Origin of the sequence: Giesbergeria sinuosa (genome assembly GCF_042652905.1) — a bacterium.
In the GTDB taxonomy this organism is placed as follows: domain Bacteria; phylum Pseudomonadota; class Gammaproteobacteria; order Burkholderiales; family Burkholderiaceae_C; genus Simplicispira; species Simplicispira sinuosa.
This window is the reverse complement of sequence record NZ_JBHSHJ010000002.1, coordinates 12976-37619: the sequence shown is the minus strand read 5'-3', so window position 1 is coordinate 37619 and position 24644 is coordinate 12976. Positions and strand designations below refer to the sequence as shown.

Sequence of the window (24644 nt, the reverse complement as noted above, 5' to 3'; positions counted from 1 at the left end):
TGCGCCAGCACCTGTAACGCCCCGTCAACCACGGGGCGTTTTTATGTGTATTTCAGCGCAATTGCTGGGCCTATTGGTGGAGCAACTGCAGCAACAACGTAATCCGTGCCTTCACCGGGCTTAAACCCGGTGCCCAAGGCCAACGGGGAGGCCTGTTTGGCGTCGAAACCAACGCCCCCTGCACACAACGGGTACTCACCAACACAGCAACCCCCATGGCTTCTGCCCGCTCCAAGGCTGGGATCAAGGCCTGATGAATGGTGCCATTACCTGTGGCTGCCACTACCAGCCCCTGTACACCACTGGCCACCAAAGCGTCTACAGTGGCGGCACTGGCTCCAGCATGGCTCACGACAATCTCAACCCGAGGCCAACAGGCGGCAGAAGGCAACACAGCTTTCTCCACATCGGCTTCAAGGGCTACAGTCACCCACGGCTGTGCCATGCGCACCCGCCCCTCTTCTACCCAGCCCAGCACCCCACCATCACCTGAGTCAAAGGCATTCAAGCGATAGGGGTGTACCTTCTGCACACGTTGGGCCGCATGAATCTGCCCGGCACAAACCACTGTCACACCTTGGGCACCAGGTTGTGTAGCCACCACCACCGCATCGCGCAAATTCTGTGGGCCATCAGCAAACAAAGCCGTAGCGGGACGCATCGCACAAGTCAACACCACCGGTTTGCTCGCTGGCAACACACTGTGTAAAAACCATGCCGTCTCTTCCAACGTATCTGTGCCGTGGGTAATGACCATGCCGCACACCTGTGGGTCACGCAGATAGTGTTGGCAACGAGCAGCCAGCGCCTGCCAAATAGCTGCATCCATGTCCTTGCTATCTACCTGTGCCACCTGCTCTGACACTAGGTCTATACCAACCGGCACAGTGCCCACGCCATCTAACAAAACCTGCACACTGCGTTGTGCTGCGCTATACCCCAGATTGTCACTAGAGCAGACGGCCGTGCCTGCAATAGTCCCCCCCGTACCCAACACCACAAGACATGGCTGCCCCCCCGCCACATTCACAAAGCACCTCCCTCAACAGCACTGTTGCGGGCTCCACGCCAGGCCCCCAGAAGGGCGATCACACCTGGCACCAGAATCAGCCCCCAGATGATCTTGTCTAAATTTTCTTGCACCCAAGGCAAATTGCCAAAAAAGTAACCGGCCGTACAAATGCCCAGCACCCAAATCAAAGCCCCCACGACATTGAAGGCGGTAAATTTGCTACGCCCCATTGCAGCCACCCCCGCCACAAATGGAGCAAAGGTACGGATAAAAGGTATGAAACGGGCCAACACAATCGTGATGCCACCATAACGCTCATAAAACGCATGGGCTTGGTCAAAGGCACGGCGGTTGAACCAGCGTGAATCTTCCCACTGAAACACCTTCGGCCCGAAATAACGACCTATCGTGTAATTGCATTGATCACCCAGAATAGCCGCAGCCAACAGCACCGCACAGGCCGGAGCAAATTCGATCAACCCCGCACCACACAACGCCCCCACAATAAACAGCAGCGAATCCCCCGGCAGGAACGGCATCACCACAACACCTGTCTCCACAAACACGATCAGAAACAGCAGGGCATAGACCCAGACACCATAGGCCAGCACAAAGGCTTCAATGTGCTTGTCCACATGCAGAATAAAATCGAGCAGAAAAGAGATAGCTTCCATGATGGGGTGTTCCAGCAACAGGCGGCAATTATCGCCATGCCTGCCTACAATCCCTGTGGTGAATGCCCCTACAGCCCCCTCCCCTCTTATGTCCCGCCCCATTCGGGACTTGCCTGACGAACTCATCAGCCAAATTGCAGCAGGCGAAGTCGTCGAACGTCCAGCCTCCGTAGTTCGCGAACTGCTAGACAATGCCCTCGATGCAGGAGCGACACACATCACAGTACGGCTATTAGCCGGTGGCGTGCGCCTGATTGCAGTAGAAGACAACGGTTGCGGCATACCGCACACCGAACTAGCACTGGCCTTGCGGCGCCATGCCACCAGCAAAATCAGCAGTCTGCACGAGTTGGAAACCGTAGCCACAATGGGCTTTCGGGGTGAAGCCCTTGCCGCCATCTGTGCCGTGTCAGAAACCGCCTTGCTCTCACGGCCCCCAGAGCAAGACAGTGCCTTTTTGCTCGATGCACGCAGTGGTGAAGTACGCCCTGTGGCACGCAGCCAAGGCACCACCGTAGAAGTCAAAGAACTGTTCTACTCAACACCCGCACGGCGTAAATTTCTCAAATCTGATGCCACAGAACTGGCCCACTGTATCGAAGCTGTGCGCCGTCAGGCACTGGCCAGGCCCGATGTAGGCTTTGCCATCTGGCATGAAGGCAAGCTTGTAGAACAATGGCGGGCCACATTGGTACCAGGTCAAGAAGGCAAAGACGCACTTGCTCGCCGCCTTGGCGATGTGCTCAAGCAAGATTGGGTGGCACAGTCAACGGCTGTGCAATATACGCAAGGGCTGGTCACTGTCACAGGACGGGTAGGGCTACCCGAGGCAGCCCGCACACGCCCCGACCAACAATTTGTTTATGTCAACGGACGTTTTATACGAGATAAGATCATCACCCATGCTGTGCGCAGCGCCTACGAAGACGTGCTGCACGGGCAACGCCAACCCGTCTATGTGCTCTATATCGATATAGATCCGGCCCGTGTGGATGTGAATGTACACCCCACAAAGATTGAAGTACGCTTCCGTGACAGTCGAGAAGTGCATCAGGCCGTACGCCATGCCATAGAGAATGCCTTAGCCCTTCCGCGTGCCGGAGTGATGCCAGCGGCCACACCCGCTCCCGCTCTAGCCCCACCCACCACCACGCACCGCCCTGCCCCTGACGGGGCAACACGCAGCCCAGCACCGCTACGCAAGCAGGCCGCTATCGCCTTGGAAGAACGGGCTGGCCACCGTGTTCACGATGTAAAACTGCTGTGGGAAGCCCCCTCTGGTAGTGCAGCAACCCATCAAGTGGCAGAGCGCAGCAACCCAGATGGCTGGAGCCCCACTACTGCTGTCAACCAACAAGCCACATCCTCTTCTGAAGAAGCTCTTACTGTTGCACTCCCACCCACAGCGCCCCACCCCATCACATCCTGGCCTCTGGGCCAAGCTTTGGCACAGCTACATGGCATCTACATCTTGGCCCAAAACGCCCAAGGCTTGGTGCTGGTAGACATGCATGCCGCTCACGAGCGTATTGTTTATGAACGCCTCAAAGCACAAACTGCTCACGGTCACCAAATGGCCAGCCAACCGTTGCTGATTCCAGCCACTTTTGCAGCGACCCCTGAAGAAGTGGCTACAGCCGAAGAGCAAGCCAAGGCATTGGCCTTGTTGGGCCTAGAGATCACGCCTTTCTCCCCCAAAACACTGGCTGTCAGAGCAGTACCAGCGCCTTTGGCACAAGGCGATGTCATCGAACTGGCCCGCAGCGTTCTGGCCGAATTGGCCTCCCAAGAGGTCAGCACCACCATAGAGCGCGCGCGCAACGATATTCTGGCCACGATGGCCTGTCATGGTGCGGTACGAGCAAACCGCATACTCAGCTTGGACGAAATGAATGCCCTGCTGCGTCAGATGGAAAGCACCGAACGTTCTGACCAATGCAATCATGGGCGCCCCACGTGGCACCAACTCACCCTACGGGAACTGAACGCACTATTTTTGCGCGGCAAATAACCAAAAAGGGGATTTTTTCTATCAACTGCCCAATGTTGCACCAATATGGGTATGGCAACATGACTTTTTGACATAATGTTGCACTCCAATGATGCAACACCCTTTTTTGCAAGAAAGTTTTTGACATGAAGTACCAGTCCGTAGGCCAATTCCTTGAACAAATCGCCCAGCGCAATCCTGGTCAGCCTGAATTCCTGCAAGCCGTGACCGAGGTCATGGAAAGCCTCTGGCCCTTCATCGAAAAGAACCCCAAATATGCCGAGTTTGGCCTGTTGGAGCGTTTGGTCGAACCAGAACGTGTGATCATGTTCCGCGTCAGTTGGATGGATGATCAAGGCCAAGTCCAAGTCAACAAGGGTTACCGCATCCAACACAACATGGCAATTGGCCCCTACAAGGGAGGCTTGCGCTTTCACCCCTCGGTCAATCTGTCAGTACTCAAATTCTTGGCTTTTGAACAAACCTTTAAAAATGCACTGACCACCCTGCCGATGGGTGGCGGTAAAGGCGGCTCTGACTTCGACCCCAAGGGTAAAAGCCAAGGCGAAATCATGCGCTTCTGCCAATCATTTGCCTCCGAACTGTTCCGCCATGTCGGAGCTGATACCGATGTACCGGCAGGTGACATTGGGGTAGGTGGCCGTGAAGTTGGTTTTATCGCTGGCATGTACAAAAAACTCAGCAACCGTGCAGACTGTGTGTTCACGGGCAAGGGTCTAAGTTTTGGTGGCTCACTGATTCGCCCCGAAGCCACCGGCTACGGCACCGTCTACTTTGCCAACGAAATGCTCAAGGCCCGTGGCAAGTCCTTTACTGGCTTGACCGTCTCTGTATCTGGCTCTGGCAATGTGGCGCAATACGCTGTAGAAAAAGCCATGCAACTGGGTGCCAAGGTCATCACTGTGTCGGATTCCAGTGGCACGGTGGTGGATCAAACAGGCTTCACTCCCGAAAAACTGGCCCTGCTCATGGACATCAAGAACAAGCAATATGGCCGTGTCAGCGATTACGCTCAACAAGTAGGTGCCGACTTCCTGCCTGGTGTGCGTCCTTGGGGTATTAAGGTCGATGTGGCCCTGCCCTGTGCCACCCAGAATGAACTGGATGAGAACGATGCCAAAACACTGATCGCCAACGGCGTGATTTGTGTCGCTGAAGGTGCCAATATGCCATCTACTATCGAGGCAGCCAAAGCATTCGAAGCAGCAGGCGTACTGTATGCGCCAGGCAAAGCCTCCAACGCTGGGGGTGTGGCCACCTCGGGCCTAGAGATGAGCCAGAATGCCCTGCGCCTCAACTGGACACGCGAAGAAGTGGATGCACGCCTGCTGGGTATCATGCAAGGCATTCATGCGGCCTGTCTCCAATACGGTCAGCGTGCTGACGGAAGCGTCAGCTACATTGACGGCGCCAACATCGCAGGCTTTGTCAAAGTGGCCGATGCCATGCTTGGTCAAGGCGTACTCTGAGTCTGCGGAGACACCCCATCCCCACTGCACCAACCATTCAAGGAGCTTCGGCTCCTTTTTTGGTGCCAAAAACCAGCTCCACACCCATCAGCCCCCCCGACTCCACACTGAAACCACTATGGTGCAAGGCGGCTGAAAGGGCTCAGCCAGTAAAATCAACGGCCTGTCACAATATGTGGATACCCGGCATCTCTCAACAACCTGATCGACAACCATGTCCCTGAACAAAGTTACTCCCGGCAAGAACGTTCCAGAAGCTTTCAACGTGGTCATTGAAATCCCAATGGATTCTGACCCGATCAAATACGAAGTGGACAAGGAATCAGGTGCCATTTTCGTGGATCGTTTCATGACCACGGCCATGTACTATCCCTCCAACTATGGCTATGTTCCCCAAACGCTGAGCGGTGATGGTGATCCAGTGGACGTGCTGGTGATCACCCCCTACCCCCTGCTTCCTGGTGTTGTGGTACCTTGCCGTGCCCTCGGTATCTTGAAAATGGAAGATGAGGCAGGCGTGGATGGCAAAGTTTTGGCTGTACCCACCAACAAAGTGCTAGCCATGTACTCGCAGTGGAAAGACATTGGCGATGTCAATCCTATGCGCCTCAAAGCCATTAGCCACTTCTTCGAGCACTACAAAGACTTGGAAGAAGGCAAGTGGGTCAAGGTTCTGGGTTGGGAAGGTGTAGAAGCCGCTCACAAAGAAATCACAGACGGCATCGCCAACTACGAGAAAACACAGGCCTGAGCACTGCGCTATACAGCCTGACAAGACAAAAGCCTGCCCGGAATTGATGTCCGGGCAGGCTTTTTTTGATGTGATAAGCAGCAGATTAGAGAGACTCTAAACTAGGCGAGATCACTGGTTGACGATGGTGCATCAAATAGCGAAATACAAAACCTGGAAATGCCAGTGTCAGAAACAAGGCCGCGGTAATTGCGTAAAACTCCCAACCTTGTGAAACCACCTGACCAGCACGCCACTCCAAGCCCAAGGCCAACAGTCCCACCAGAAAATACCAGCAGACTAGCTCCAGCAGGCGCCACCACAAGCTCTTTTGTTGTTGGGGCAGTGGCCCTAACAACAAAATACGCTGGTGAAAAAATGGCAAGTTAGCTGCTAAAAAAGCGACCAACACCACCAACCAAACTGCACTGGCTTGGGTCATAAATACCTTTAGAACACACCCCGATGTATGACGCGTACCACGTTAAGTAGCCAAAGAACGCACAATCGCATCAGTACACAACGACATCAGACCACTGGGCAAAATCCCCAAAATCAGTACCAATGCACCATTAATGGTTAAAACAACGCGCACTTCTAAAGGAGCCGAAACGCGAGTGGCCGTCAAAGGTGCATCGAAATACATCACCTTCACCACACGCAGGTAATAGAACGCACCAATCAGCGACATCATTACCGCAAAAACTGCCAGTGCAATGTATACCCCTTGACCAGAAGCCATCAAAGATTGCAACACTGCCAACTTAGCATAGAAGCCAACCAACGGAGGAATACCTGCCATCGAGAACAAGCAAATAGCCAAAACGCCTGCATATAGAGGACTACGCTGATTTAACCCAGCCATATCGGCAATTTCTTCACTTTCGAACCCTTCACGGGCCAATAGCAAAATAACCCCAAATGCTGCCAACGTTGTCAACACATAGGTAACAACATAGAACATGGCAGAACTATAGGCGCTCTGAATAGTTGCAGCATCAACATTTCCATTCACCACACCAGACATCAAGCCCAACAAGACAAAACCCATTTGGGAAATAGTCGAGTAAGCCAACATCCGCTTGAGGTTAGTCTGCGCAATCGCAGCCAAATTACCCACCAACAGGGAGGCAATAGCCAGAACGCCCAACATTTGTTGCCAATCAATTGCCAAGGGCAACAAACCATCTACCAACAAACGCATGACGATGGCAAAGGCCGCCAATTTTGGAGCACCACCAATCATCAAAGTAATAGCTGTAGGGGCACCTTGATACACATCAGGAACCCACATGTGGAATGGTGCTGCACCCAACTTGAATGCCAAACCAGCCACCACAAACACCACACCAAAGACCAACACCTGATGGCGAATCTGGCCAGAGTTGACTGCCTTGAAAACTTCACCAATATCTAGGGAGCCTGTAGCGCCATAGATCATGGAGAGGCCATAAAGCAAGAAACCACTGGCCATTGCCCCCAGAATAAAATATTTCATTGCAGCTTCAGTTGCTGTCGTGTGATCACGACGCAAAGCCACCAAAGCATAACCAGACAACGTCAACAACTCCAAGCCCAAATAAATAAGCAAGAAATTATTACCGCCGATCATGACAAACATGCCCAGCAATGACAGCAAGCCCAAAGTGAAGAATTCACCTCCACGCAACATGTCACGATCAGCCGCATAAGGGCGACCATAGATCAAGGTGACAATCATAGCGACTGAAGCAAAACACTTAAGCCAGTTCCCCATTGGGTCGCTGACCACCATATTTCCAAAACCATAGAAGGTATTGCCGCTACTAGCATATACCCCTTGCAGCACTGCCAACACCACCAGAGTAAGGATGGTGAGAATGTAGGTTCCGGTACGGCGGGGGCTGTTCACACCCAGATCGGCCAAAGCGATCACGCAGGTCATGACCAGCAGCAGTATCTCTGGGTAAATCGCAAGCCAACTGATGTTGTCAATCATCTCGGGTCTCTCAGTTCAGTATGCTCAGTTCAGCTTGGACAAGGCCACATGCTTGAGTAGCTCAGCCACAGAAGCATCCATCACATCGGTAAAAGGACGAGGGTATAGGCCCATATACAACACTGCCACAGCCAAAACAGCCATGATAAAGAATTCACGACCACCAATATCTTGGAGGGCTTTCACATGGTCATTGGCGACTGGTCCCAAGTAGACACGCTTGAACATCCACAGACTGTAGGCAGCGCCCCAGATCAACGCAGTGGCCGCACCCATACCTACCCAAAAATTGGACTTCACAGCACCCAAAATTACCATCCATTCACCCACGAACCCTGCTGTACCTGGAAGTCCAGAATTGGCCATCGTGAAAAGCAGTGCAAATGCTGCAAACTTAGGCATGGTATTGACTACACCACCGTAATCAGCGATTTCACGTGAATGCATACGGTCATACAGCACACCAATCGACAAGAACATGGCACCCGAAACAAACCCGTGAGAAATCATCTGCACAAGGCCGCCCGATACACCTAAGTCGTTGAACAAGAAGAAACCCAACGTCACAAAACCCATGTGTGCGACAGAAGAGTAGGCGACCAACTTCTTCATGTCTTTTTGCACCATTGCCACCAAGCCAACGTACAACACTGCCAGCAAAGACAATGCAATCATCAACCAAGCCCATTCACGGGATGCATCAGGGGCAATCGGCATTGAAAAACGCAGAAAACCGTAGGCTCCAAGCTTCAACATAATAGCAGCCAACACTGCAGAACCACCTGTTGGCGCTTCCACGTGAACATCTGGCAACCAAGTATGCACTGGCCACATCGGCACTTTTACAGCAAATGCAGCAAAGAAGGCAAAGAACAACAGCGTTTGTGCGCTGGCACTCAAAGGCAACTTGTGCCAGCTCACAATATCGAAGCTACCGCCTGACTGATGGTAGAGATAAATCAGTGCAATCAGAGTGAGCAAAGAACCCAACAACGTATACAGAAAAAACTTGAATGCCGCATAGATCTTACGTGGCCCACCCCAAATACCAATGATCAAATACATTGGAATCAAAGTAGCTTCGAAGAAAACATAGAACAGCATGCCGTCAAGCGCGGCAAAAACACCAATCATCAATCCTGACAAGATCAGGAAGGCACCCATGTACTGATTCACACGCTCAGTAATAGATTCCCATGAAGCGATCACCACAATGACAGTAATGAATGCTGTCAATGGAACGAACCAGAACGAAATCCCATCAACTCCAAGATGATAGAAAATGTTGAAAGTTTCAATCCATGGTGTTTTTTCGACGAACTGCATAGCAGCAGTACCCGTCTGAAAACCGCTGTAGAGAGGCAACGTGACCAGAAAACTGATCAGTGCGCCAATTAAAGCCAACCAACGTACAGCACGCACTTGCTCTTCACGGCCAAAGGCCAGCAACAACGCACCAAACGCGATAGGCGTCCAGATAGCAAGACTCAACAAACCCATTTTTGTTTTTCTCCTACTTGTTGAGCCAGACAAACCAAGTCATGAGAGCAAAAATGCCCAACAGCATGACCAATGCATAGTGGTAGACATACCCTGTCTGCACCCGGCGAACCAGCCCTGCAATCCATCCGACCAGCTTCCAAGAACCATTGACAACTACACCATCAATCAATACCTGGTCGCCACCCTTCCACAAGCCTACACCCAATGCACGAGCACCACGTGCCAAGATATTCTCATTGATCCAATCAAGATAATACTTGTTTTCCAGCAAGTTAAAGATAGGCATACACGCCTTCTTAATTGCTGTAGGTACGGCCGGGTTAACCATGTACATGTAGTAAGAAAGTGCTACACCAGCCAACGCTAACCAGAAAGGTGCTGTTTGCAAGCCGTGCACAGCCATGGCTACAGGACCATGAAAGATTTCTGCTAACTTAGCCATGGCGGGATGCTTCACAGCATCGACAAAAATCACATCCTTGAAAAAGTCGCCGAACAACATCGGCTGGATGGACATAAAACCGATGATCACAGAAGGAATAGCGAGCAGCACCAACGGCAACGTCACTACCCAAGGAGATTCATGTGGCTTGCCATCACCATGATGATGGTCATGGTGATCGTCATGGTGGGCATCTGGGTTCTGATCGTAGCGTTCTTTTCCATGGAATACCAAGAAGTACATACGGAAAGAATAAAACGCTGTGACAAACACACCAGCCAAAACCGCAAAATGAGCAAAACCAGCAGCAGGAAGATGACTAAAGTGCACTGCTTCAATAATACTGTCTTTGGAATAAAAACCAGAAAACAAAGGTGTACCAATCAAAGCCAGAGAACCTAACAAAGAGGTAATCCAAGTAATAGGCATGTACTTACGTACCCCACCCATCCAGCGGATATCTTGGTTATGGTGCATACCCATGATGACTGAACCCGCGCCTAGGAACAACAGTGCCTTAAAGAAAGCGTGGGTCATCAGATGAAAAACAGCCACTGAGTAGGCAGATGCACCCAAAGCTACCGTCATGTAACCCAACTGAGACAGCGTTGAATAGGCCACAACCCGCTTAATATCGTTCTGAATGATCCCCAGAAAACCCATGAACAACGCTGTAATCGAACCAATGACCAAGATGAAATTCAATGCCGTGTCACTCAGCTCAAACAATGGCGACATACGTGCCACCATAAAAATACCAGCAGTCACCATTGTCGCTGCATGGATCAGTGCAGAGATTGGAGTGGGACCCTCCATCGAATCAGGCAACCAGACATGCAAGGGAAATTGTGCCGATTTACCCATTGCACCGATAAAGAGGCAAATACAAACTACTGTCACCAACATCCAGTCCGTACCGGGGAATGACAGGGCGCCCAAGTGTGCAGCTTTGCTAAAGATTTCGCTGTAATTCAGCGTACCAGTAAAGGCTGCAATCAAACCGATACCCAAAATGAAACCAAAGTCACCAACCCGGTTAACTAAGAACGCCTTCATGTTGGCGAAGATTGCCGAAGGCTTATTAAACCAAAAACCAATCAGCAAATAAGATACCAACCCTACTGCTTCCCATCCAAAGAAAAGCTGCAACAGGTTGTTGCTCATGACCAGCATGAGCATAGAGAATGTAAAAAGAGAGATGTAAGCAAAGAATCGGTTATAACCGTCATCTTCTTCCATATATCCAATGGTATAGATATGTACCATCAGAGAGACGAAAGTCACTACACACATCATCATTGCAGTTAGTGAATCAATCAGGAAGCCCACTTCCATCTTGAGACCACCAACAACCATCCACGTATAAATGGTCTCATTAAATCGAGCACCATCAACGAGGACACTTTGCAAGGTCATTGCTGACAATACGAAAGCAACAAAGACACCTGCAATAGTCAGCATGTGCGATGCACGACGACCAATCCAGTTACCACCAAAAGTGGTACCAAAAATGCCGGCGAGCGCAGCACCCACCAGCGGGGCTAGCGGAACGGCTAACAGCGTTGAAGCAGAAAGGGTTTGACTCATTGTGGAGAACCTTGCATATCCGGCATATCAACCGCGAAGAGTGTCGAGTGCTTCCGCATCAATATTAGACTTATTGCGGAACAGTAACACCAAAATAGCCAGACCGATGGCCGACTCAGCTGCAGCGACTGTCAAGATGAAGAAAACGAACACTTGTCCGTGCATGTCCCCCAAATAGTGAGAGAAGGCAACAAAATTCATGTTCACTGCCAAGAGCATGAGCTCAATTGCCATCAACAATACGATGAGATTTTTCCGATTGAGGAAAATACCAACGACCGCCAAGGCAAACAGCATAGCCCCCAGAGAAAGGAAATGCCCCAAAGTGAGTATCATGCTTTTTTCTCCTCACTGACGATGACTGATTCAGGAGTTGCTTGCTGCGTTGGTGCCAACTGAACCAGACGTACCCGATCCTCAGCACGCACACGAACCTGTGTTGCAGGATCAACAAACTTACTGTCTTTACGTCGACGCAACGTCAACGCGATTGCAGCCACCATTGCCAACAAGAGAATAACAGCAGCGATTTCTACTGGGTAGAGATACTGGGTGTACATCAACCGTCCCAATTCTCTGGCATTGAAGTATGGAACCGCATTACCCGCAGCATCCACAGCAGCTACCATAGCCTTGGGTTCATCGACGCTACCAAAACCTCCCATCAACACAGCAGCCATTTCTAGGGCAATCAAGGCCCCCATACCCGCAGCCACTGGAAAATTTTTCCAGAATCCTTGTCGTAAAGCATCGACGCGAATGTCAAGCATCATCACGACAAACATAAACAGCACCATGACAGCGCCTAGATAAACTAGGATCAGCACAATCGCCAAAAATTCAGCCTTCAATAAAAGCCACACACCAGCAGCTTGAGAAAAAGCCAAAATCAAATGCAAAACGGCATGTACCGGATTGCGGGCTGTAATGACCCGGAAGGCTGAATAAAGCAGCACAACCGAGAACAGATAGAAGAAACCAGTCTTGGCGTCCATGAATCAGTCTTTTTAGAGGTCTGGCGGATGTTAATGTGACTTAGCGGTACTTGGCATCTGCTGCTTTGGCAGCAGCGATTTCAGCCTCATATCGATCACCCACAGCCAAAAGCATGTCTTTGGTGAAATACAAATCACCACGCTTTTCACCATGGTACTCAAGAATCTGGGTTTCCACGATCGAATCGACTGGACAACTTTCCTCACAGAAACCGCAAAAAATGCACTTGGTCAGATCGATGTCATAACGTGTGGTACGACGCGACCCGTCAGCACGCACATCAGACTCAATCGTGATAGCTGTTGCCGGACAAACTGCTTCGCACAACTTGCAAGCAATGCAACGTTCTTCACCATTGTCATAACGGCGCAAGGCATGCAACCCACGAAAGCGTGGTGACAGAGGCGTTTTTTCTTCTGGAAATTGCACCGTCACCTTACGTTTGAAGGTGTAACGGCCAGTCAAGGACATTCCCTTGACCAACTCCACCAACATAAAGCTTTTAAAAAAATCCTTGAAGGAAAAGGATGCAGTAGCGGCAGACATTCGTGTATCCCCGTTCATTTCCAGATATTCCAAGGCGAGAGCAACCAACCGCCAACAATCACCAGCCACACCAAAGTGACAGGAATGAAAATCTTCCAGCCCAGACGCATAATTTGGTCATAGCGGAAGCGTGGGAAGGTAGCGCGAATCCAGATGAACATCGACACAACCACAAAGGTCTTTAAACCAAGCCAGATCCAACCAGGAATGAAGTCCAGTGCCGCAATTGGAGACAACCAACCACCCAAAAACATCAGCACAGCCAAGATGGAAACCAACCACATGCTGGCATATTCTGCCAAGAAGAAGATGGCAAAACCCATACCAGAATATTCAACCATGTGACCAGCAACGATCTCTGCTTCGCCTTCTACCACGTCAAAGGGATGGCGATTGACTTCAGCCACACCAGAAATTAGGTAAACAATAAAAATAGGCAGAAGAGGTAACCAGTTCCAAGATAGGAAATTCAGGCCATAAGAAGCTGCCACACCAGATGCTTGGCTTGTCACTACAGCCGTCAGATTCATACTACCAGAGACCATGATGACCACTAGGAAACAAAACCCCATGGCGATTTCATAGCTCACCATTTGCGCCGAAGCACGCATGGCACCCAAGAAGGCATACTTAGAGTTGGATGCCCAGCCCGCAATGATCACGCCATACACTTCAATTGAAGTAATAGCCATCATGAGCAAAATACCAACGTTTACATTGGTGAGTGCTACTTCAGGGCCAAAGGGAACCACTACCCAAGCCGCTAAGGCAGGCATGATGGCCATCACTGGCCCCAAAATAAACAAACCTTTGCTAGAAGCCGAAGGCTGGATAATTTCTTTGGTCAGCAGTTTGAGCGCATCAGCAATCGGTTGCAATAACCCCATGGGGCCCACACGATTTGGGCCGAGGCGAACTTGCATGAAGCCGAGTAATTTACGCTCCCACAGGGTCAAATATGCCACCGCCCCCATCAAAGGTGCCAGAATGACCACAATCTTCAGTAAGATCCAAAGCACAGGCCAAGCAGCCGCCGTCCACCAAGTGTGAGACAACAACCCCAAACCACCGTTGTAAATTGCATCAATCATGCCTGCACTCCTGTAGAAGCCAGACGTGCATCCATCGTTAGCTGCAAAGAGGGTGAACGCCGCACCATACCGTCCAGCTGGTAAATAGATGCAACCACCGGATCAGTAGTCGAGGGAGCACCCACCGCCGCAAGAACTTTACTGCGATTACTCAATTCAGCAGCAGGCACAAACTCCATCCGACCACCTTGGGGAGCATGGGTAGCCTTTTCCAATACTTCTTGCGAGGTTTGAAAATTGATACCAGCTACGTCCAAAAGATTAGCCAATACACGGAGCACTTTCCAACCTGGACGGGTATCACCCAACGGACGCACGACAGCATGGAAACTTTGTACGCGACCCTCGGCATTGACAAAGGTACCTGAAGTTTCGCTGAAAGGAGCAATCGGCAACAAAACGTCACTGAACTCCATATTCGCCTTGAAGGGACTGAGAGTGACGACCATATCCACACCTGCTAATGCTGTAGCGGCTTTTACACCTGCTGCGCTATCAAAAACAGGTTCTGTGTGCAACAGCAAGGCGGCCTTAAGACGACCTTCCAACATTTGTGCAGCATTGAGGCCATTTTCACCAGGTACTGCCTTCATCCACTGGGCGCCAACAGTGTTGGCAGCTTCAGTCAAGTAACCAACAGTAGCGCCCGTTTGGTCAGCAATCCAACCTGCCAATGCCAATAAAGAAGACGCTTGAGCATGGTGTGCAGCTGCATTACCTAACAATACTGCCTTGTGTTCACCAGCCAAAAGTGCTGTCGCTATCGCCGTAGCCACTTCGCCGGCTTGACCTTGAACATTAGGAGCCTCAATACCCTTCTGTTGGGCCACAGCAGCAGCCACATCAGAAAGAGCTTGAAACCACTGCTGTGGAGCAGCAATTAAAGTCTGAGCCACTGGCAGTGCCCAGTCACGCACTACAGAATCAATCGCAGTCACAACACAGCCCTTGCGTGCGGCCTGACGGATACGCTGGGCAAATAACGGATGATCTTTGCGTAAATTAGAACCAACCACCAGTACGGATTGCAATGTGGAGAGAGACGCAACCGAGCGCCCTAACCAACGAGTACCCGTAGAAACTGAGAAATCAGCAGAACGCAGACGGTAATCAATGTTACTGCTACCTAAACCACGCACCAATTCTTTGGTGAGATAGATCTCTTCAACTGTACTGTGCGGACTCACCAGGGCACCAATTGCTTGGGCACCATGTTGGGCCTTGATATTTTTCAGACCATTAGCAACATACTCTAATGCTGTTTGCCAATCTACCTCTTTCCAAGCACCACCTTGCTTGATCATAGGTGACGTCAAACGCTGATCACTATTGAGTGACTCATAAGAGAATCGATCACGGTCAGCGATCCAGCATTCATTAACCTCTTCATTTTCGAAGGGAAGAACGCGCATCACCTTGTGATTTTTAACCTGCACCACCAAATTAGCGCCTGTTGAGTCATGCGGACTGACAGATTTACGGCGCGATAACTCCCAAGTGCGGGCACTGTAACGGAAAGGCTTGCTAGTCAATGCACCCACTGGGCACAAATCAATCATATTTCCGGACAACTCCGAATCCACTGTGTTACCGGTCACAGTCGTAATTTCGGAATGCTCACCCCGATGAATCATGCCCAGTTCCATGACTCCAGCCACTTCCTGGCCGAACCGAACACAACGGGTACAGTGAATGCAGCGACTCATCTCTTCCATCGAAATGAGAGGCCCTACATCTTTATGAAATACAACGCGCTTTTCTTCTTCATACCGAGAAGAAGTGCCGCCATAACCCACAGCCAAGTCTTGCAATTGACACTCGCCACCTTGGTCACAGATGGGGCAGTCTAAGGGGTGATTGATCAGCAAAAATTCCATCACAGATTTCTGTGCTTGGATTGCTTTCTCGCTATTCGTACGAACCACCATGCCCTGTGTTACAGGAGTAGCGCAGGCGGGCATTGGCTTAGGTGCTTTTTCCACCTCTACCAAACACATCCGGCAATTGGCCGCAATGGAGAGCTTTTTGTGGTAGCAGAAATGTGGAATATAAGTGCCAACTTTTTCGGCTGCATGCATCACCATACAACCGGGGGCGACTTCCACCTTCTGACCATCAAGTTCAATTTCAACCATATGCTTTTCTCGCGATCAGGCAGAAGCAACAGCCTGGGGGTTTTTCTTCTGGATCAACGCCTCAAACTCTGGGCGGAAATGCTTAATCATGGCACGTACTGGCATTGCCGCTGCATCACCCAGAGCACAGATGGTACGCCCCATGATACTGCTGGCTACTGAATCCAGTACCTCCATATCTTGGGGACGCCCATCTCCACGATGAATTCGATCTACCAGGCGCCAAAGCCAACCCGTTCCTTCACGGCAAGGCGTACATTGACCACACGATTCATGCATGTAGAAATATGACAACCGCTTGAGAGATTCAACCATGCAGCGGGTATCGTCCATGACAATCACCGCTCCAGAGCCAAGCATGGAACCAGCCTTAGAGATCGAGTCATAGTCCAAAGTGCACTCCATGATAATGGAGGCAGGCAAGACTGGAGAAGATGACCCACCTGGAATCACCGCCTTCAATTGACGGCCCGGACGCATACCACCAGCCAAATCAAGCAAAGTGGCAAAGGGCGTTCCCATCGGAACCTCATAGTTTCCTGGGCGCTGCACATCACCACTCACGGAAAATATCTTGGTTCCACCATTATTGGGTTTACCGCATGCAAGATAGGCCGCACCGCCGTTGCGAATAATCCACGGAACCGCAGCAAAAGTTTCGGTATTATTAATGGTGGTTGGTTTACCATAAAGACCAAAACTGGCTGGAAAAGGTGGCTTAAAGCGAGGCTGGCCTTTTTTTCCTTCAATCGATTCAATCAAAGCAGTTTCTTCGCCACAAATGTAGGCTCCAAAACCGTGATGGGCATGAAGTTGAAAACTGAAAGAGCTATCCAGAATATTGCTACCTAAATAACCTGCAGCTCGGGCTTCTTCTAACGCAGCCTCAAATCGCTCGTAAACTTGGAAAATTTCGCCGTGAATATAGTTGTAACCTGCACTAATGCCCATTGCATAAGCAGCAATGATCATACCCTCAATCACAATATGAGGGTTGTACATTAAAATATCACGATCCTTGCAAGTACCTGGCTCACCTTCGTCGGAATTACAAACCAAGTACTTTTGCCCAGGAAACTGGCGTGGCATGAAGCTCCACTTCAAGCCAGTGGGAAAACCTGCACCACCACGACCTCGCAACCCAGACTCTTTAACGGTTGCAATAACCTGATCTTGCGTTAATCCGTCTGAACCATCTTTGCCTAGAATCTTACGCAGTGCCTGATAGCCACCACGAGATTCGTAGTCTTTTATGCTCCAGTTTGCGCCATTCAACCCTGCATAAATTTGTGGATCAATATGGCGATCATGAAAGCAGGTTTCTACGCCTGCTGCTTGAAATTGACTCAATATTTTTGCAGCCGTAGCCATCACTTGCCCTCCACGGCACGCAGGTTATCTACCAGCTGATCTAGCTTGTCATCACCCATGAAACTGCACATATTGCGATCATTGACCAACATGACAGGAGCATCTGCACAAGCACCTAAACACTCACATTGTTGCAGTGTGAACAAACCATCTTTGGTGGTTTCTCCCATGGAAATACCCAGCTTGTGCTCTAAGTGCTCCAAAGCTTTACCACCATCACGCAACAGACAGGGCAGGTTGGTACACACGGCCAGTTTGTACTTACCAACGGGCTGCTGGTTGTACATGTTGTAGAAAGTGGTGACTTCATGCACCGCAATCTGTGGCATACCCAGATATTCAGCGATTACAGCCTCACTGGCTTCACTGACGTAGCCTTGCTCCTGCTGTACGATGGACAGACAGGCCATTACCGCCGACTGCTTTTGTTCGGCAGGATACTTAGCCACTTCACGCGCAAAGCGTGCTTTTGTCGCATCAGAAATCATCGGTCAATTTCTCCGAACACGATATCCATAGTACCAATGATGGCCACAACGTCAGCCAGCATATGGCCCCGTGACATTTCATCTAAAGTAGACAGATGCACAAAACCGGGGGCACGAATCTTTAATCGGTATGGCTTGTTTGCACCATCACTGATCAAATAAATACCGAACTCACCCTTAGGATGCTCAACTGCAGCATAAGCCTCCCCTTCGGGAACATGGAATCCCTCAGTAAAAAGCTTGAAATGGTGAATCAGCTCCTCCATGTTTGACTTCATGGATTCACGACTGGGTGGCGCAACCTTATGATTATCAGTAATCACTGGCCCTGGATTGGCACGCAACCAGTCAACACACTGCTTGATGATACGATTCGACTGTCGCATCTCTTGCACACGCACCAAGTAACGGTCGTAGCAATCACCTGTCACGCCTACTGGAATGTCAAAATCTACACGATCGTAAGCATCATAAGGCTGCTTTTTGCGCAAGTCCCAAGCAACTCCAGAACCTCGCAGCATTGGGCCAGTCATGCCCAAATTGATAGCTCGCTCTGGTTGAACGACACCAATATCTACTGTACGCTGCTTCCAGATACGGTTGTCGGTTAACAAGACCTCATATTCGTCCACACAAGCTGGGAACCGCTGCGTGAAGTCATCGATAAAGTCCAACAGAGAGCCATGACGATTTCGATTGCGCTCCTCCAAAGCCTTAGCATTCTGAATTTTATTGGCTTTGTACTGTGGCATCGTATCAGGCAAATCGCGATACACACCACCAGGACGGAAATAGGCCGCATGCATACGAGCACCAGACACGGCCTCATACATGTCAAACAGATCCTCCCGCTCACGGAAGGTATAAATCAAAATGGTGGAACTGCCGCAATCGTTGCCGTGAGAACCTAACCACATCAAATGATTGAGCAACCGTGTGATCTCGGAAAACATCACACGAATGTACTGCGCACGCAAAGGCACCTCAATGCCTAGCAACTTTTCGATTGCCAAACAGTAAGCATGCTCATTACACATCATGGAAACATAATCCAATCGATCCATGTAAGGCAACGATTGGATAAATGTTTTGTGCTCTGCAAGCTTTTCTGTACCACGATGCAACAACCCAATGTGGGGGTCGGCGCGCTGCACAACTTCACCATCAAGCTCCAACACCAAACGCAGCACACCGTGTGCAGCAGGATGCTGGGGACCAAAGTTCAGGGAATAGTTTTTAATTTCAGCCATGATTCACCAGAGAAGGCTTAAAGCGCCTCAGTGCAGGCCTCCATATTTATCTTCACGAATGATGCGAGGAGTGATTTCGCGCGGCTCAACACTGACTGGCTCATAAATGACCCGACGCTGCTCATTGTCATAGCGCATTTCAACATGCCCAGAAAGAGGGAAGTCCTTGCGGAAAGGATGACCCACAAACCCATAGTCCGTCAGAATACGGCGCAGGTCGGTATGACCATCAAACAACACCCCAAACAAGTCGAACGCCTCGCGCTCAAACCAGCCAGCACCTTCCCACATGGAAGTCAAGGAGGCGACCACTGGCAAATCATCATCCGGACAGAAAACCTTGACACGCAAACGCTGATTCAAGCTGACGGACAAAAGATGAGAAACCACTGCATAACGCAGACCTTCCCAAACACGGTCTTGATAGCTCGAATAGTCAACAGCACACAAATCAATCAACTGCTCAAACTTACATCCGGGAGCCTCACGCAACAAACGCATAGACTCAAGATAGACCTCGGCACCAACCACCACGGTGACTTCACCCAGTGCAACTTCTATCTGACGAATTCTTTGACCTAAAGCAGCGACAACAGCGTCTTTGATTTTTTCAGGGGTAACAGCAACAACAGTCATGACACCCTTTCAAGCACGTGCAATGGTGTTGGTTCGGCGAATCTTCTGCTGAAGCTGAATGATTCCATAAATCAACGCTTCTGCAGTTGGAGGACAACCGGGCACATACACATCCACTGGCACGATACGATCACATCCGCGCACCACAGAATAGCTGTAGTGATAATAACCACCACCGTTGGCACAGGAGCCCATAGAGAGCACCCAGCGCGGTTCAGACATTTGGTCATACACCTTGCGCAAGGCAGGGGCCATCTTGTTGCAGAGCGTACCTGCAACGATCATTAAGTCGGATTGGCGCGGACTAGCGCGAAACACTTCAGCACCAAAACGACCGATATCGTAACGAGCTGCTGCTGCATGCATCATCTCGACAGCACAGCAGGCCAGACCAAAAGTCATAGGCCACAACGATCCGGTTTTAGCCCAATTGACCACTGAGTCAAAACTCGTGGTCACAAAGCCTTCCTTCATTACACCTTCAATCATGGCATCTATCCTTGTGCAAATGACTTATTCCCAGTCTAGGGCGCCTTTTTTCCACTCATAGGCGAACCCCACCACCAGAACCGCCAAAAAGATCAGGACAGCCACAAAACCGGTCATACCTACATCGTGTAACGATGCAGCCCACGGAATCAAAAAGGCAATTTCAAGATCGAAGAGAATGAAGAGAATAGCCACCAGATAGTAGCGAACATCAAACTTCATGCGAGCATCTTCGAACGCCTCGAAACCACACTCGTAAGGGGAATTTTTTTGGGGATCTGGTCTGTTGGGCCCAAGTATGTAACCCAAGGCGAGCGGAATAATACCAACCGCTGCGCCTACCAAGATGAACAGAAGAACGGGGAGATATTGATCGAGGTTCATCTTCTGGATGCGCTCACCGCTTGAACCGTGCATGCCATTGCTACAAAAGTAGCACATGGCGGCAGGTTTGTTTTGTTTGGTGCCGTCGGCGAGACTCGAACTCGCACAGCTTTCGCCACTACCCCCTCAAGATAGCGTGTCTACCAATTTCACCACGACGGCTTTTTTGTGTTGTCTGAGGTGGCTTGAGGAACTTTTTGTTTGCTGCCTCAGACAGTCCCTAATTCTAACCTGAAAAAATTTGCTTCTGGGCTTGAAAAGCACCAGAGAGGAATTATTTTGCAGGAATCTGGGCAGCCCCTTCAGGGGGAGGTACTGGCACTGCTGCGGGCGTTGGCACATTGGCAGCGCCTGGAATCGCTGTAGCAGCACCCTCCAAAACACTTCCCGAACTGGCAGGACGAACATTGCCGAAATAAGCCAATGCCAGTGTGCAGACAAAGAAAGCTGCCGCCAAGCCTGCAGTGGTACGTGAGAGGAAATTAGCACTTCCGCTGGCGCCAAACAAACTGCCAGACCCACCACTGCCAAAGGCAGCACCCATGTCAGCTCCCTTGCCGTGCTGTATCAAGATCAGGCCAATCATGCCCAACGCGGCCAAGATCTGCACACCAAGAATCACATTCACCAACACATTCATTACCATGAACTCCTAATTTCATCACTGATGATCTACAACCATGTCAACAAGACTGAGCGGCAGCCACAATTTGCAAAAAGTCGGTGGGCTTGAGCGAAGCGCCACCAATCAATCCACCATCAATGTCAGGTTGCGCCAACAATTGGGCCGCATTGGTGGCGTTCATACTGCCACCATACAGCAACCGAATGCGTGCGCCCTTGTCGCTGGCTGCAGCCAATTGCGCACGTAACACAGCATGAACCTGCTGTGCCTGCTCGGGCGTAGCAGTTTTGCCAGTACCAATGGCCCACACCGGCTCATACGCCACAACCACCTCACTGATGCAATGACCATTGAGATGAATTACTGCAGCCAACTGACGCTTGACCACCGCTTCCGTCTGACCATTTTCGCGTTCGGCAAGGGTTTCGCCTACGCAGACAATCGGAGTGATGCCAGCGGCCAAGGCACGCTGAGCTTTTAACGCCACGACATGGTCAGTCTCGCCGTGGTATTGACGACGTTCGGAATGCCCTACCAAGGCATAACGCACACCAAAATCACGCAGCATCACTGCGGAAACTTCTCCCGTATAAGCACCCATCTCATGCGTTGATACATCCTGCGCTGCAAGCGCCAAAGAGGAACCAACAGCCAAAGACTGCAACTGCGCCAGATAAGGGGCGGGCACCGCCACTGCGACGTCACACACCGCGCTGGCCTCTGGTGCCAGCCCAGTGAGGATAGCCCGCACCAGTACATCGTTGGCAGTGAGGCTGCCATTCATCTTCCAGTTGCCTGCGATCAGTTTCTTGTTCATGTTTATCACGTGAAAACAAAATGCCAAAGGAGAAGTCCGCAATGCGGACAGGATCAGACCTGTGTATCTGGTGTTGCCGACTGGGTCGCAGGGGCAGGTTCCTGTTCACGAACTACCGCCGGTGGGGCTTCACGACGCTCGTTGCGTTCTGCGCGCTCACCACGTTCTGGACGTTCGTTATAGGCGGGACGTTCTGCCAAGACCTTCATAGACAGCTTGATACGGCCTTTTTCATCCGTTTCCATGACCTTGACCTTCACGACCTGTCCTTCTTGCAGATAGTCGCTGACACGTTCGACACGCTCGTGGGCGATCTGACTGATATGCAACAGGCCATCTTTTCCTGGCAACAGATTGATCAAGGCACCAAAGTCTAGAATCTTGGTCACTGGCCCTTCATAGACCTTGCCAATTTCAACTTCGGCTGTGATTTGCTCAATGCGCCGCTTGGCTTCATCGGCCTTGGCGGCCTCCGTGGCTGCGATCGTGATCGTGCCATCTTCGTCGATGTTGATCTGACAACCAGTCTCTTCAGTCAAGGCGCGAATCACCGAACCACCTTTACCGATGACATCCCGAATCTTCTCAGGATTGATCTTCATGGTGTAGAGCTTGGGTGCGAAACTCGACACTTCAGCCCGCGCCTCACCCACGGCTTCCTGCATCTTGCCCAATATGTGGATACGCGCCTCCTTGGCTTGCGCCAAGGCAACCTGCATGATCTCTTTGGTAATGCCTTGGATTTTGATATCCATTTGCAAGGCAGTGATACCTGTCGTAGTACCAGCCACCTTGAAATCCATATCGCCCAAGTGGTCCTCATCACCCAGAATATCGGTCAAGACAGCAAAGCGGTTCTCTTCTTTGATCAGACCCATCGCAATACCAGCCACATGGGCCTTCATGGGCACGCCTGCATCCATAAGGGAGAGGCAACCACCGCAGACTGAGGCCATGGACGAAGATCCGTTGGACTCTGTGATCTCAGACACCACACGCATGGTGTAGGGGAACTCATCCTTGCTCGGCAACACAGCCGCCAAGGCACGCTTAGCCAAGCGACCATGGCCCACTTCACGGCGCTTCGTGCTTCCCATACGACCCACTTCACCCGTCGCAAAGGGAGGCATGTTGTAGTGCAGCATGAAGCGATCTTCAAACTCACCGGCCAACGCGTCAATGCGTTGTGCATCACGTTCAGTACCCAAAGTCGTCACTACCAGTGCTTGTGTTTCACCACGGGTGAATAAGCTGGAGCCATGGGTTCGGGGTAAGACGCTGTTGCGAATCTCAATTGGACGCACCGTACGGGTATCACGACCATCGATACGGGGCTCGCCCGCCAGAATTTGGCTACGAACGATGCGCGCTTCGATATCAAACAGGATGTTTTCTACCTTGACGCTATCGAACACGACACCCGCTTCGGTCAGATCGGCCATGACCACTGCATAGGCTTCACGACAAGCATGGGTACGCGCCTGCTTGTTCCGAATTTGATAGGCCGCCCGAAGTTTTTCTTCAGCGAATTGCGTTACTTTCGCGATCAAGGCATCGTCTTTGTGTGGAGCACTCCAATCCCACACTGGCTTGCCAGCATCGCGAACCAGCTCATGGATGGCATTGATGGCAATCTTGCCTTGCTCATGACCAAACACCACAGCCCCCAACATGACCTCTTCTGGAAGTTGTTGTGCTTCAGACTCGACCATCAGTACAGCAGCTTCGGTACCTGCGACTACCAAGTCCATCTGGCTATTTTTACGCGCTGTCTGACCAGGATTGAGCACATAGTCACCATTGATATAACCCACGCGCGCAGCACCAATCGGGCCAGCAAATGGAATACCAGAGACAGCCAAGGCAGCACTGGAAGCAATCATGGCGGCGATGTCAGCGTCAACTTCCGGATTGAGCGACAACGTGTGAATGACCAGATGAACTTCGTTGTAAAAGCCTTCTGGAAACAATGGACGAATTGGGCGATCAATCAAACGGCTGGTCAGTGTTTCTAGCTCACTGGGTTTGGCTTCACGCTTAAAAAAGCTGCCAGGAATTTTGCCCGCAGCATAGGTCTTTTCAATGTAATCGACTGTCAGGGGGAAAAAATCTTGGCCGGGCTTGGCTGTTTTGGAGGCCACTACGGTAGCCAGCACCACAGTGTCATCAATGTTGACCAATACAGCCCCAGATGCCTGACGGGCGATCTCACCCGTTTCCATGACAACCGTCTTGTCACCCCATTGGAAGGTCTTGGTCACTTTATTGAAAATACTCATATCTCTGCTCCTGAGGAAAAGCTGACCCCGAAAGGTCAGCAAGTGCCAGCGGCTGAGCCAGAACACGATGCCATTCCAGTGAATCCGCCCGCGGATCTTCAGTGGAATGACACAGCTTCGCTCTGATCGAA

General features: G+C 50.8%; 23 protein-coding genes and 1 tRNA gene. 3 read left to right on the top strand and 21 right to left on the bottom strand.

Annotated features, from left to right (window positions below; all coding sequences use genetic code 11):
* Nucleotides 1-70: 70 nt before the first annotated feature.
* Both ACFO6X_RS02830 and ACFO6X_RS02825 read right to left on the bottom strand, forming a co-directional pair.
* Complete coding sequence (locus tag ACFO6X_RS02830) at nucleotides 71-1030, bottom strand: asparaginase (protein ID WP_382429868.1); 960 nt, start codon at nucleotides 1028-1030, stop codon at nucleotides 71-73.
* Nucleotides 1027-1686 (bottom strand): DedA family protein, encoded by a 660-nt coding sequence (locus ACFO6X_RS02825; RefSeq protein WP_382429866.1) that lies wholly within the window; start codon nucleotides 1684-1686, stop codon nucleotides 1027-1029. Before ACFO6X_RS02825 ends, ACFO6X_RS02830 begins: the two co-directional genes overlap by 4 nt.
* A gap of 88 nt (nucleotides 1687-1774) precedes the next feature.
* Between ACFO6X_RS02825 and mutL the strand changes: the two genes are divergently transcribed.
* The 3 genes from mutL (at nucleotide 1775) to ppa (ending at nucleotide 5917) form a co-directional block, all read left to right on the top strand.
* Nucleotides 1775-3697 (top strand): DNA mismatch repair endonuclease MutL, encoded by a 1923-nt coding sequence (mutL, locus tag ACFO6X_RS02820; RefSeq protein ID WP_382429864.1) that lies wholly within the window; start codon nucleotides 1775-1777, stop codon nucleotides 3695-3697.
* Between the two features lie 125 nt (nucleotides 3698-3822).
* Nucleotides 3823-5166 carry an NADP-specific glutamate dehydrogenase gene (gene gdhA, locus ACFO6X_RS02815; protein WP_382429862.1) on the top strand — a complete coding sequence of 448 codons (1344 nt, stop codon included), beginning with the start codon at nucleotides 3823-3825 and terminating at the stop codon, nucleotides 5164-5166.
* A 214-nt stretch (nucleotides 5167-5380) separates the two neighbouring features.
* A complete protein-coding gene (gene ppa / locus ACFO6X_RS02810) occupies nucleotides 5381-5917 on the top strand; it encodes an inorganic diphosphatase (RefSeq protein ID WP_382429860.1) in 537 nt (178 codons plus the stop codon).
* A gap of 85 nt (nucleotides 5918-6002) precedes the next feature.
* On the opposite strand, the gene ACFO6X_RS02805 is transcribed toward ppa, so the two are convergent.
* The 19 genes from ACFO6X_RS02805 to pnp all read right to left on the bottom strand — a co-directional run bounded on the left by ACFO6X_RS02805 (nucleotide 6003) and on the right by pnp (nucleotide 24513).
* Nucleotides 6003-6338 carry a DUF2818 family protein gene (locus ACFO6X_RS02805; protein WP_382429859.1) on the bottom strand — a complete coding sequence of 112 codons (336 nt, stop codon included), beginning with the start codon at nucleotides 6336-6338 and terminating at the stop codon, nucleotides 6003-6005.
* A 42-nt stretch (nucleotides 6339-6380) separates the two neighbouring features.
* Nucleotides 6381-7874, bottom strand: coding sequence for an NADH-quinone oxidoreductase subunit NuoN (nuoN, locus tag ACFO6X_RS02800; RefSeq protein ID WP_382429857.1), 1494 nt, complete (start codon nucleotides 7872-7874; stop codon nucleotides 6381-6383).
* Nucleotides 7875-7898: 24 nt separating this feature from the next.
* Complete coding sequence (locus tag ACFO6X_RS02795; RefSeq protein ID WP_382429855.1) at nucleotides 7899-9374, bottom strand: NADH-quinone oxidoreductase subunit M; 1476 nt, start codon at nucleotides 9372-9374, stop codon at nucleotides 7899-7901.
* A 13-nt stretch (nucleotides 9375-9387) separates the two neighbouring features.
* Nucleotides 9388-11406 carry an NADH-quinone oxidoreductase subunit L gene (gene nuoL / locus ACFO6X_RS02790; RefSeq protein WP_382429853.1) on the bottom strand — a complete coding sequence of 673 codons (2019 nt, stop codon included), beginning with the start codon at nucleotides 11404-11406 and terminating at the stop codon, nucleotides 9388-9390.
* A gap of 27 nt (nucleotides 11407-11433) precedes the next feature.
* Nucleotides 11434-11742: an NADH-quinone oxidoreductase subunit NuoK gene (nuoK, locus tag ACFO6X_RS02785; protein WP_382429851.1), complete on the bottom strand. Its 309-nt coding sequence runs from the start codon at nucleotides 11740-11742 to the stop codon at nucleotides 11434-11436.
* The gene (locus tag ACFO6X_RS02780) at nucleotides 11739-12401 is read right to left on the bottom strand and encodes an NADH-quinone oxidoreductase subunit J (protein WP_382429849.1); all 663 of its coding nucleotides are present in this window, start codon (nucleotides 12399-12401) and stop codon (nucleotides 11739-11741) included. Before ACFO6X_RS02780 ends, nuoK begins: the two co-directional genes overlap by 4 nt.
* A gap of 40 nt (nucleotides 12402-12441) precedes the next feature.
* Complete coding sequence (nuoI, locus tag ACFO6X_RS02775) at nucleotides 12442-12948, bottom strand: NADH-quinone oxidoreductase subunit NuoI (protein WP_382429847.1); 507 nt, start codon at nucleotides 12946-12948, stop codon at nucleotides 12442-12444.
* Between the two features lie 14 nt (nucleotides 12949-12962).
* Entirely contained in the window at nucleotides 12963-14039 is a 1077-nt protein-coding gene (nuoH, locus tag ACFO6X_RS02770; protein ID WP_382429845.1) for an NADH-quinone oxidoreductase subunit NuoH, read from the bottom strand.
* On the bottom strand, nucleotides 14036-16174 hold the full coding sequence (gene nuoG, locus ACFO6X_RS02765; protein WP_382429843.1) for an NADH-quinone oxidoreductase subunit NuoG: 2139 nt from the start codon (nucleotides 16172-16174) through the stop codon (nucleotides 14036-14038). Before nuoG ends, nuoH begins: the two co-directional genes overlap by 4 nt.
* 15 nt (nucleotides 16175-16189) lie before the next feature.
* Nucleotides 16190-17545 carry an NADH-quinone oxidoreductase subunit NuoF gene (gene nuoF / locus ACFO6X_RS02760; protein ID WP_382429841.1) on the bottom strand — a complete coding sequence of 452 codons (1356 nt, stop codon included), beginning with the start codon at nucleotides 17543-17545 and terminating at the stop codon, nucleotides 16190-16192.
* The gene (nuoE, locus tag ACFO6X_RS02755; protein ID WP_382429839.1) at nucleotides 17545-18033 is read right to left on the bottom strand and encodes an NADH-quinone oxidoreductase subunit NuoE; all 489 of its coding nucleotides are present in this window, start codon (nucleotides 18031-18033) and stop codon (nucleotides 17545-17547) included. Before nuoE ends, nuoF begins: the two co-directional genes overlap by 1 nt.
* On the bottom strand, nucleotides 18030-19283 hold the full coding sequence (locus ACFO6X_RS02750) for an NADH-quinone oxidoreductase subunit D (RefSeq protein ID WP_382429837.1): 1254 nt from the start codon (nucleotides 19281-19283) through the stop codon (nucleotides 18030-18032). Before ACFO6X_RS02750 ends, nuoE begins: the two co-directional genes overlap by 4 nt.
* Before the next feature lie 27 nt (nucleotides 19284-19310).
* Nucleotides 19311-19919, bottom strand: coding sequence for an NADH-quinone oxidoreductase subunit C (locus ACFO6X_RS02745; RefSeq protein ID WP_382429835.1), 609 nt, complete (start codon nucleotides 19917-19919; stop codon nucleotides 19311-19313).
* 9 nt (nucleotides 19920-19928) lie between these two features.
* Nucleotides 19929-20408, bottom strand: a complete 480-nt coding sequence (locus ACFO6X_RS02740) for a NuoB/complex I 20 kDa subunit family protein (protein WP_300075343.1) — start codon at nucleotides 20406-20408, stop codon at nucleotides 19929-19931.
* A 24-nt stretch (nucleotides 20409-20432) separates the two neighbouring features.
* Nucleotides 20433-20792 (bottom strand): NADH-quinone oxidoreductase subunit A, encoded by a 360-nt coding sequence (locus tag ACFO6X_RS02735; RefSeq protein WP_382429832.1) that lies wholly within the window; start codon nucleotides 20790-20792, stop codon nucleotides 20433-20435.
* Between the two features lie 77 nt (nucleotides 20793-20869).
* Nucleotides 20870-20954, bottom strand: a tRNA-Leu gene (locus tag ACFO6X_RS02730).
* Between the two features lie 112 nt (nucleotides 20955-21066).
* Nucleotides 21067-21432: a preprotein translocase subunit SecG gene (gene secG, locus ACFO6X_RS02725; RefSeq protein WP_382429830.1), complete on the bottom strand. Its 366-nt coding sequence runs from the start codon at nucleotides 21430-21432 to the stop codon at nucleotides 21067-21069.
* A 43-nt stretch (nucleotides 21433-21475) separates the two neighbouring features.
* Nucleotides 21476-22234: a triose-phosphate isomerase gene (tpiA, locus tag ACFO6X_RS02720; RefSeq protein ID WP_382429828.1), complete on the bottom strand. Its 759-nt coding sequence runs from the start codon at nucleotides 22232-22234 to the stop codon at nucleotides 21476-21478.
* 53 nt (nucleotides 22235-22287) lie between these two features.
* Nucleotides 22288-24513 (bottom strand): polyribonucleotide nucleotidyltransferase, encoded by a 2226-nt coding sequence (gene pnp, locus ACFO6X_RS02715; RefSeq protein WP_382429826.1) that lies wholly within the window; start codon nucleotides 24511-24513, stop codon nucleotides 22288-22290.
* Nucleotides 24514-24644: the final 131 nt, after the last annotated feature.

What these genes read in the sequence shown, in the direction of transcription:
- ACFO6X_RS02825 (WP_382429866.1), bottom strand. Translation starts at nt 1,686, where the DNA reads ATGGAAGCTATCTCTTTTCTGCTCGATTTTATTCTGCATGTGGACAAG.
- mutL (WP_382429864.1), top strand. Translation starts at nt 1,775, where the DNA reads ATGTCCCGCCCCATTCGGGACTTGCCTGACGAACTCATCAGCCAAATT.
- gdhA (WP_382429862.1), top strand. Translation starts at nt 3,823, where the DNA reads ATGAAGTACCAGTCCGTAGGCCAATTCCTTGAACAAATCGCCCAGCGC.
- ppa (WP_382429860.1), top strand. Translation starts at nt 5,381, where the DNA reads ATGTCCCTGAACAAAGTTACTCCCGGCAAGAACGTTCCAGAAGCTTTC.
- ACFO6X_RS02805 (WP_382429859.1), bottom strand. Translation starts at nt 6,338, where the DNA reads ATGACCCAAGCCAGTGCAGTTTGGTTGGTGGTGTTGGTCGCTTTTTTA.
- nuoN (WP_382429857.1), bottom strand. Translation starts at nt 7,874, where the DNA reads ATGATTGACAACATCAGTTGGCTTGCGATTTACCCAGAGATACTGCTG.
- ACFO6X_RS02795 (WP_382429855.1), bottom strand. Translation starts at nt 9,374, where the DNA reads ATGGGTTTGTTGAGTCTTGCTATCTGGACGCCTATCGCGTTTGGTGCG.
- nuoL (WP_382429853.1), bottom strand. Translation starts at nt 11,406, where the DNA reads ATGAGTCAAACCCTTTCTGCTTCAACGCTGTTAGCCGTTCCGCTAGCC.
- nuoK (WP_382429851.1), bottom strand. Translation starts at nt 11,742, where the DNA reads ATGATACTCACTTTGGGGCATTTCCTTTCTCTGGGGGCTATGCTGTTT.
- ACFO6X_RS02780 (WP_382429849.1), bottom strand. Translation starts at nt 12,401, where the DNA reads ATGGACGCCAAGACTGGTTTCTTCTATCTGTTCTCGGTTGTGCTGCTT.
- nuoI (WP_382429847.1), bottom strand. Translation starts at nt 12,948, where the DNA reads ATGTCTGCCGCTACTGCATCCTTTTCCTTCAAGGATTTTTTTAAAAGC.
- nuoH (WP_382429845.1), bottom strand. Translation starts at nt 14,039, where the DNA reads ATGATTGATGCAATTTACAACGGTGGTTTGGGGTTGTTGTCTCACACT.
- nuoG (WP_382429843.1), bottom strand. Translation starts at nt 16,174, where the DNA reads ATGGTTGAAATTGAACTTGATGGTCAGAAGGTGGAAGTCGCCCCCGGT.
- nuoF (WP_382429841.1), bottom strand. Translation starts at nt 17,545, where the DNA reads ATGGCTACGGCTGCAAAAATATTGAGTCAATTTCAAGCAGCAGGCGTA.
- nuoE (WP_382429839.1), bottom strand. Translation starts at nt 18,033, where the DNA reads ATGATTTCTGATGCGACAAAAGCACGCTTTGCGCGTGAAGTGGCTAAG.
- ACFO6X_RS02750 (WP_382429837.1), bottom strand. Translation starts at nt 19,283, where the DNA reads ATGGCTGAAATTAAAAACTATTCCCTGAACTTTGGTCCCCAGCATCCT.
- ACFO6X_RS02745 (WP_382429835.1), bottom strand. Translation starts at nt 19,919, where the DNA reads ATGACTGTTGTTGCTGTTACCCCTGAAAAAATCAAAGACGCTGTTGTC.
- ACFO6X_RS02740 (WP_300075343.1), bottom strand. Translation starts at nt 20,408, where the DNA reads ATGATTGAAGGTGTAATGAAGGAAGGCTTTGTGACCACGAGTTTTGAC.
- ACFO6X_RS02735 (WP_382429832.1), bottom strand. Translation starts at nt 20,792, where the DNA reads ATGAACCTCGATCAATATCTCCCCGTTCTTCTGTTCATCTTGGTAGGC.
- secG (WP_382429830.1), bottom strand. Translation starts at nt 21,432, where the DNA reads ATGAATGTGTTGGTGAATGTGATTCTTGGTGTGCAGATCTTGGCCGCG.
- tpiA (WP_382429828.1), bottom strand. Translation starts at nt 22,234, where the DNA reads ATGAACAAGAAACTGATCGCAGGCAACTGGAAGATGAATGGCAGCCTC.
- pnp (WP_382429826.1), bottom strand. Translation starts at nt 24,513, where the DNA reads ATGAGTATTTTCAATAAAGTGACCAAGACCTTCCAATGGGGTGACAAG.